This is a genomic window from Streptomyces sp. NPDC059037 (assembly GCF_042740015.1).
In the GTDB taxonomy this organism is placed as follows: domain Bacteria; phylum Actinomycetota; class Actinomycetes; order Streptomycetales; family Streptomycetaceae; genus Streptomyces.
In genome coordinates this window covers 1-7873 of the sequence record NZ_JBHYIG010000386.1, presented here as the reverse complement: position 1 = coordinate 7873, position 7873 = coordinate 1, and the positions used below count along the sequence as shown (strand labels likewise).

Genomic DNA, 7873 nt, shown 5'->3' with positions numbered 1-7873 from the left:
CATCGGTGCGGGGCCCTCGCCGTCGTGCTGTATCCGAGATCCGGGCCCTGAAGGCGCGGTGGAAGGTCAGTTGACGGAACCCATCAGTTCCTTGACCTTCTTGCGGTTCATCCAGATGCCGAAGCCCGCGATGACCGCGATGACCGCCTCGACGGCGACCGCACCCGATGTGTCCAGGTTGACGCCGAGCTGCGGGGACGTCAGCAGGCCGGTGACGGAGTCGCCCGCGGTGACCGCGAGGAACCAGACACCCATCATCTGGGCGGTGTACTTCGCCGGCGCCATCTTCGTGGTGACGGAGAGGCCGACCGGGGAGAGGCAGAGCTCACCGACGGTCTGGATGAAGTAGATCGACACCAGCCACATCGGGCTGACCTTGCCGCCGTTGTTGGCGGTGTCGATCAGCGGGATGAGGAAGACGGCGAAGGAGATGCCGATCAGCGTGAGGCTGGAGGCGAACTTGACCGCCGTGCTCGGCTCCTTGCCCCGCTTGTTCAGCCACAGCCACGCGGAGGCGACCACGGGGGCCAGCGCCATGATGAAGATCGGGTTCAGCGACTGGTACCAGGAGGTCGGGAAGTCCATCCCGAGCAGGCTGTTCGTCGTCTTGCCCTCGGCGAAGATCGACAGGGTCGAGCCGTTCTGGTCGTAGATCATCCAGAAGACGGCGGCGACGATGAAGAACCAGACGTAGCCGGAGAGCTTGGACTGCTCGAGGGTCGTCAGCTCCTTGTCGCGCTTCATGCGGACCAGGACGACGATCGGGATGACCAGACCGGCGATGGTCAGCGGCATCAGGGCCCAGTCGGCGAAGTTGCCGGTGACGCCGAGGAACGTGTAGAGCGCGGCCGCGACGATCAGCCAGATCAGGCCGGTGCGCAGGGCGGAGGCGCGCTGCTGCGGCGTCGCGGGCTTCGAGACGACGCTGCTCTCCTGGCTCAGGTGGCGCGAGCCGATCATGAACTGGGTGAGACCCAGGGCCATGCCGAGCGCGGCGAGCGCGAAGCCGAGGTGCCAGTTGACGTTCTCGCCGACGGTGCCGATGGTCAGCGGGGCGAGGAAGGCACCCATGTTGATGCCGATGTAGAAGAGCGTGAAGCCACCGTCACGGCGCGGGTCCTCGGGACCGTCGTAGAGGTGGCCGACCATCGTGGAGATGTTGGCCTTCAGCAGACCGGAGCCGAGCGCGACGAGCGCGAGACCCGCGAAGAACGACGCCGAGCTCGGCAGCGCGAGCGTGATGTGGCCGAGGATGACGACACCGGCGCCGATGGCGACCGTCTTGCGCGGCCCCCAGAAGCGGTCGGCCATCCAGCCGCCGGGCATGGCGAGGAGGTAGACCATCGACATGTAGACGGAGTAGATCGCCGTCGCCGTCGTGGCACTCATGTTCATGCCGCCGGGGGCGATCAAGTACAGCGGGAGCAGTGCCTTCATGCCGTAGAAGCTGTACCGCTCCCACATCTCGGTCATGAAGAGTGTGGCCAGTCCGCGGGGGTGGCCGAAGAAGGTCTTCTCAGAGCCAGGGGTACTGGCCGAGTCCTTCGTCAGGCTGGACGCCATGAGTCGATCCTCGTGGGTTCGGGACGCGCGGCAAGTGCGTGTGCGCGCCCGGTGGGGGGCGGTCGGCACCGGCGTCTTACGACTCCGAGATCCACGCCCTGGGCGCATCATCACGCGCAGGGCCCGACCACAGGTCATTCCTTTCAAGGCTGGCTTGAGCCAACCCGCACATAAAAGAGACCTAAGGCGCGCACAGCGGGCCAAAGGTCCTTGAGTAGTGCATCAGGCGTTGGGTCACCATACGCCACGACAGCGCGGCATATGGAAGGACTTGAGAGATGGATCACAGGTTATGACGGAACCAACAGCCCACATTTAAAGGTGATTCTCAGGATCGCACCACAGAGCCGCAGGCTTCCACCGTAAGCATTCGATCAGCTGTCGATCACCCCACGGCGGTCGTCCGGCGCGGACTACCATCACCCCATGACCCGTGTACTGCTCGCCGAGGACGACGCGTCCATCTCGGAGCCGCTGGCCCGCGCCCTGCGCAGGGAGGGCTACGAGGTCGAAGTCCGTCAGGACGGCCCGACCGCCCTCGACGCAGGTCTGCAGGGCAGCGTCGACCTCGTCGTACTCGACCTGGGGCTGCCCGGCATGGACGGCCTGGAGGTGGCCCGCCGGCTCCGCGCCGAGGGGCACACGGCGCCGATCCTCATCCTGACCGCCCGCGCCGACGAGGTGGACACCGTGGTGGGCCTGGACGCGGGCGCCGACGACTACGTGACCAAGCCCTTCCGCCTCGCCGAGCTGCTCGCCCGGGTCCGGGCCCTGCTCCGGCGCGGCGCCACCGAGCCGCAGCAGCCGCCGGCCACGCACGGCGTGCGGATCGACGTCGAGTCGCACCGCGCCTGGATGGGCGAGGAGGAGCTCCAGCTCACGGCCAAGGAGTTCGACCTGCTGCGGGTCCTGGTCCGCGACGCGGGCCGGGTGGTCACCCGCGACCAGCTGATGCGCGAGGTCTGGGACACCACGTGGTGGTCCTCCACCAAGACCCTGGACATGCACATCTCCTGGCTCCGCAAGAAGCTGGGCGACGACGCGGCGAACCCGCGGTACATCGCGACGGTGCGGGGCGTGGGTTTCCGCTTCGAGAAGAGCTGACCCGGGCCTGAGGAGCGCCCCGCAAGGGGCGCGGGGAACTGCGCGAGCAACCACAGACGGCCCGCAGACCAAATCCTGACCGCACAGCGGGGCACACTGGTCAGACCGTTCCCCCTGCCCGGAGGGCATAGTGCGCCGCCGCCTCATCAGCTCCACCCTCGCCGTAGTCCTCGTCGTCATCGCCGTCTTCGGGGTGAGCCTCGTCGTGGTCGAGACGAGGACCATCAGCAGCAGCGCCCAGGAGCGAGTCACCTCCGAGGCCGTCCGCCTCGCCGGCATCGTCGACAGCCGGCTCATCAGCGACGAGCGGATCAACGCCGCGATCCTGCGTGACGTGGCCGGGGTCGACAACGACCGCTACGCCCTCATCGAGATCCCCGGCCGCGCCCCCGTCGAGATCGGCAGCCGTCCCGGCGGCGACGTCATCCGGGCCACCGCGGACGGCGAGGAGGGCGAGCGGGTCACCGTCGAGGAGCCCCGCACCGCGGTCACCCAGGAGGTCGGCCGCACGCTCCTGATCATCGGCGCCGTCGCGCTCCTCGCGATCGTCGCCGCCGTACTCCTCGCCGTGCGCCAGGCCAACCGCCTGGCATCCCCGCTCACCGACCTCGCCGAGACCGCCGAGCGCCTCGGCTCGGGCGACCCGCGGCCGCGCCACAAGCGGTACGGGGTGCCGGAGCTCGACCGCGTCGCGGACGTCCTGGACGGCAGCGCCGAGCGGATCGGCCGCATGCTGACCGCCGAGCGCCGCCTCGCCGCCGACGCCTCGCACCAGCTGCGTACGCCGCTGACGGCCCTCTCCATGCGCCTGGAGGAGATCACCGTCACCGACGACCTGGACACGGTCAAGGAGGAGGCGACGATCGCGCTCGCGCAGGTCGAGCGGCTCACCGACGTGGTGGAGCGGCTGCTCACCAACTCCCGTGACCCGCGCACCGGTTCGGCCGTCTCCTTCGACCTGGACGAGGTCATCAAGCAGCAGCTGGAGGAGTGGCGCCCGGCCTACCGCAGCGCGGGCCGCGCCATCGTCACCTCCGGCAAGCGGCATCTGCAGGCCGTGGGCACGCCGGGCGCGGTCGCCCAGGTCCTGGCCGCGCTGATCGAGAACTCGCTCATGCACGGCGGCGGCACCGTCGCCCTGCGCACCCGTGTCACCGGCACCCAGACGGTCGTCGAGGTCACGGACAACGGCCCCGGAGTCCCCGCCGACCTCGGCGCACGGATCTTCGAGCGCACCATCAGCGGCCACAACTCGACGGGGATCGGCCTCGCCGTGGCGCGCGACCTGGCCGAGGCCGACGGCGGCCGCCTGGAGATGCTGCAGACGAAGCCGCCGGTGTTCGGCCTGTTCCTCTCGCGTACGCCGCCGCAGAAGCGCGACAGCGAGGACACGGTGCGCTAGCGGGTGCGCTCCACGGTGCGCCGGGGCGCGGGCCTGGCGGGCGCGGGCTCCGCGTCCAGGAACGATTCCGCATGGGCGACGGCCTCCCGCGCGGGCAGCGTCTTGAACACCCAGGTGCGGTAGGACCAGAAGCGGAAGCAGGTGGCGATGCCGATGCCGAGGAACTTGAAGAGGTTGGACTCCAGGCGGCCGTCCCAGCCGAAGCCGTACGTCGCCGCGTAGAGCACGCCGTTCTCGATCACCAGGCCGACGAGGCTGAACAGCAGGAAGAGCGTGAGCTCCTTCGTCCTGCCGCTCTTGTCACGGTCCTTGTACGTGAAGTAACGGAAACCGACGTAGTTCACGGCGATCGCGACGACCGTGGCGATCACGCTCGCGCGCACGACCTGCAGGTCGGAGACATGGCGTACGAAGTTGAAGACGCCGAAGTTCACCACCGTCCCGACCGCTCCCACGGCCCCGAACTTGACGACTTCGCGCGCGAGCCGATCCAGCCGCACCCGTAGTGCGCCACGTTCCGTCATGGTGGTCGCCCCAACCCCCGTCGATTCGAATTTGGTCGTGTCGACGATGTGGTCATTCGGTCGCGTCAACCCAGCCATGCTAACCAGCGACCCCCGTCCGCCGCGCGCGGACGTCTCCACACTGTGGCGGCTCTGTGACGGGAGAGGCCGTGCGGGGCGTGGAATCCGGCCGTTCTCCGATGGCCGATACAGGCCGATACCCTGGGGGTGTGACGTTCCCGGTAGTCGGCATGGTCGGCGGCGGTCAGCTCGCCCGCATGACCCACGAGGCGGGCATCCCCCTCGGCCTCAGATTCAAGCTCCTCAGTGACACCCCTCAGGATTCCGCGGCGCAGGTCGTCAGCGATGTCGTCATCGGCGACTATCGCGACCTCGACACGCTGCGTGACTTCGCGAGGGGCTGCGACGTGATCACTTTTGATCACGAACACGTACCCACCGAGCATCTACGGGCCCTGGAGGCGGACGGCATCCCCGTGCGTCCGGGGCCCGACGCGCTGGTGCACGCCCAGGACAAGGGCGTGATGCGCGCGAAGCTCATGGAGATCGGCGTGCCGTGTCCACGCCATCGGATCGTGAAGGATCCGGCCGATGTGGCCGCCTTCGCGGCCGAGGGCGCCCTGGACGGCGGCGACGGCTTCCCCGTGATCCTCAAGACGGTGCGTGGCGGCTATGACGGGAAGGGGGTGTGGTTCGTACGTTCCGTCGAGGACGCCGAAGACCCCTTCCGGGCCGGTGTCCCCGTGCTCGCCGAGGAGAAGGTCGATTTCGTACGCGAGCTCGCGGCGAACGTCGTGCGCTCGCCGCACGGCCAGGCCGTGGCCTACCCCGTCGTCGAGTCGCAGCAGGTCGACGGCGTCTGCGACACGGTGATCGCCCCGGCGCCCGGCCTCGACGCGGCCCTCGCCCTGCAGGCCGAGGAGCTGGCGCTGCGCGTCGCCAAGGACCTCGGCGTGGTCGGCCACCTGGCGGTCGAGCTCTTCGAGACGACAGACGGCCGCATCCTGGTCAACGAACTGGCGATGCGCCCGCACAACTCGGGCCACTGGACGCAGGACGGCGCGATCACCTCCCAGTTCGCCAACCACGTCCGCGCGGTGCTCGACCTGCCCCTCGGCGACCCGCGCCCGCGCGCGAAGTGGACGGTCATGGCCAATGTCCTGGGCGGCGACTATCCGGACATGTACCAGGCGTACCTGCACTGCATGGCGCGCGACCCGCAGTTGAAGATCCACATGTATGGCAAGGACGTGAAGCCCGGACGCAAGGTCGGCCACGTCAACACCTACGGCGACGACCTGGACGACGTGCTCGAGCGCGCCCGTCACGCAGCCGGCTACCTCAGAGGAACGATCACCGAATGAGCACGTCTCCTGTGTCCCCCGTAGTCGGCATCGTCATGGGCTCGGACTCCGACTGGCCCGTGATGGAGGCGGCGGCCAAGGCGCTCGACGAGTTCGAGATCCCCTACGAGGTCGACGTCGTCTCCGCGCACCGCATGCCGCACGAGATGATCGCGTACGGCGAGCAGGCGGCCGACCGCGGCATCAAGGCGATCATCGCGGGCGCGGGCGGCGCGGCACATCTGCCGGGCATGCTCGCCTCGGTGACCCCGCTCCCGGTCATCGGAGTCCCCGTCCCGCTGAAGTATCTCGACGGCATGGACAGCCTCCTCTCCATCGTGCAGATGCCGGCCGGAGTCCCCGTGGCGACGGTCTCGGTCGGCGGCGCGCGCAATGCGGGCCTCCTCGCGGCCCGTATCCTCGCCGCGCACGACCCCGAACTCCTCGCCCGTATGCGGGAGTTCCAGCAGGAGCTGAACGAGCAGGCCACGGAGAAGGGCAAGCGGCTTCGGGCCAAGGTCGAAGGCGCGGGTTCCGGTTTCGGCTTCGGCTCGGGAAAGTAAGCGCATGACTTCTCCGGACAGTGCCTCTCTTGCCGATGCCCGAGCCCTGCTCGCCGACTTCCCGGTGGTCGACGGCCACAACGACCTGCCGTGGGCGCTGCGCGAGAAGGCGGGTTACGACATCGACCGCCTCGACATCGCGGCCGACCAGACGGGCAACCTCCACACGGACATCGCCCGCCTGCGGGCGGGCGGTGTCGGCGCGCAGTTCTGGTCGGTGTACGTCCGCACGGACCTGACCGGCGACGCGGCGGTCAGCGCGACGCTCGAACAGATCGACTGCGTCGAGCAGTTGCTGGCGCGCCATCCCTCGGATCTGGCCCGCGCTCTGACGGCCGCGGACATGGAGAAGGCCCGCACCGAGGGCCGTATCGCGTCCTTGATGGGCGCGGAGGGCGGCCACTCGATCAACAACTCCCTTGCCACGCTGCGGGCGTTGCACGCGCTGGGCGTCCGCTACATGACCCTGACGCACAACGACAACATCGCGTGGGCGGACTCGGCGACGGACGAGCCGGGGGTGGGCGGTCTCTCGCCGTTCGGCCACGAGGTGGTCCGCGAAATGAACCGCACGGGCATGCTCGTGGACCTCTCGCACGTGGCGGCGACGACGATGCGGGCGGCGCTGGACACGTCGGTGGCCCCGGTGATCTTCTCCCACTCGTCTGCGCGGGCGGTGTGCGACCACCTGCGCAACATCCCGGACGACGTCCTGGAGCGCCTGTCGGCGAACGGCGGCGTGGCGATGGCGACGTTCGTCCCCAAGTTCGTCCTCCAGGCCGCGGTGGACTGGACTGCGGCGGCCGACGAGAACATGCGGGCGCACGGCTTCCACCACCTGGACACGACGCCGGAGGCGATGAAGGTCCACGCGGCCTTCGAGGAGTCGACCCCGCGCCCCATCGCGACGGCGTCAACGGTGGCGGATCACCTCGACCACATGCGCGAGGTGGCGGGCGTAGACCACATCGGCATCGGCGGCGACTACGACGGCACGGCGTTCACGCCGGACGGCCTCGACGACGTCGCGGGCTACCCGAACCTGATCGCGGAGCTCCTCGACCGCGGCTGGTCGCGGGCCGACCTCGCGAAGCTGACGTGGCAGAACGCGGTGCGGGTCCTTGCCGCCGCGGAGGACGTGGCCCGGGACGTCCAGTCCCGCAGGGGCCCGTCGGTGGCGACGCTGGAGCAGCTGGACGCCTGATCCCTTCCATGGGTACGTGCATGGGCCCTCCCCGCGGTTCCGGGGGAGGGCCCCAGGCGCGCCTTCCCGGCAGGGCCACGTCGCCCGCCGGGTACGGCGAGTGGCCCCCCCCCCCCGGGCGGGCGGGGGGGGCCCGCCCGCGCGGGGGATGGTGCCCACCGGGAAGCGGA

Annotated in this window: 7 protein-coding genes; 5 read left to right on the top strand and 2 right to left on the bottom strand. The window is 69.5% G+C overall.

Features of this window, described 5'->3' with window-relative positions; all coding sequences use genetic code 11:
• Positions 1-66: 66 nt before the first annotated feature.
• A complete protein-coding gene (locus ACFWY6_RS42610) occupies positions 67-1563 on the bottom strand; it encodes a peptide MFS transporter (RefSeq protein WP_384702429.1) in 1497 nt (498 codons plus the stop codon).
• Positions 1564-1989: 426 nt separating this feature from the next.
• Between ACFWY6_RS42610 and ACFWY6_RS42605 the strand changes: the two genes are divergently transcribed.
• A complete protein-coding gene (locus ACFWY6_RS42605) occupies positions 1990-2667 on the top strand; it encodes a response regulator transcription factor (RefSeq protein WP_384702426.1) in 678 nt (225 codons plus the stop codon).
• A gap of 130 nt (positions 2668-2797) precedes the next feature.
• Positions 2798-4069 carry an ATP-binding protein gene (locus tag ACFWY6_RS42600; protein ID WP_384702423.1) on the top strand — a complete coding sequence of 424 codons (1272 nt, stop codon included), beginning with the start codon at positions 2798-2800 and terminating at the stop codon, positions 4067-4069.
• Here the strand turns inward: ACFWY6_RS42600 and ACFWY6_RS42595 are convergent.
• Positions 4066-4593 carry a GtrA family protein gene (locus tag ACFWY6_RS42595; RefSeq protein ID WP_384702420.1) on the bottom strand — a complete coding sequence of 176 codons (528 nt, stop codon included), beginning with the start codon at positions 4591-4593 and terminating at the stop codon, positions 4066-4068. The genes ACFWY6_RS42600 and ACFWY6_RS42595 overlap by 4 nt on opposite strands.
• A gap of 179 nt (positions 4594-4772) precedes the next feature.
• Between ACFWY6_RS42595 and ACFWY6_RS42590 the strand changes: the two genes are divergently transcribed.
• From ACFWY6_RS42590 to ACFWY6_RS42580, 3 genes are read left to right on the top strand one after another with little or no spacing between them, the layout of a single operon-like run.
• Positions 4773-5957, top strand: coding sequence for a 5-(carboxyamino)imidazole ribonucleotide synthase (locus ACFWY6_RS42590; RefSeq protein WP_384702417.1), 1185 nt, complete (start codon positions 4773-4775; stop codon positions 5955-5957).
• Positions 5954-6499 (top strand): 5-(carboxyamino)imidazole ribonucleotide mutase, encoded by a 546-nt coding sequence (gene purE / locus ACFWY6_RS42585; RefSeq protein WP_384702414.1) that lies wholly within the window; start codon positions 5954-5956, stop codon positions 6497-6499. Before ACFWY6_RS42590 ends, purE begins: the two co-directional genes overlap by 4 nt.
• 4 nt (positions 6500-6503) lie before the next feature.
• Positions 6504-7703, top strand: a complete 1200-nt coding sequence (locus ACFWY6_RS42580) for a dipeptidase (RefSeq protein ID WP_384702411.1) — start codon at positions 6504-6506, stop codon at positions 7701-7703.
• Positions 7704-7873: the final 170 nt, after the last annotated feature.

Excerpts from the sequence above, each read along its gene's own strand:
- ACFWY6_RS42580 (WP_384702411.1), top strand. The coding sequence starts at position 6,504 with ATGACTTCTCCGGACAGTGCCTCTCTTGCCGATGCCCGAGCCCTGCTC.
- ACFWY6_RS42590 (WP_384702417.1), top strand. The coding sequence starts at position 4,773 with ATGGCCGATACAGGCCGATACCCTGGGGGTGTGACGTTCCCGGTAGTC.
- ACFWY6_RS42595 (WP_384702420.1), bottom strand. The coding sequence starts at position 4,593 with ATGACGGAACGTGGCGCACTACGGGTGCGGCTGGATCGGCTCGCGCGC.
- purE (WP_384702414.1), top strand. The coding sequence starts at position 5,954 with ATGAGCACGTCTCCTGTGTCCCCCGTAGTCGGCATCGTCATGGGCTCG.
- ACFWY6_RS42605 (WP_384702426.1), top strand. The coding sequence starts at position 1,990 with ATGACCCGTGTACTGCTCGCCGAGGACGACGCGTCCATCTCGGAGCCG.
- ACFWY6_RS42610 (WP_384702429.1), bottom strand. The coding sequence starts at position 1,563 with ATGGCGTCCAGCCTGACGAAGGACTCGGCCAGTACCCCTGGCTCTGAG.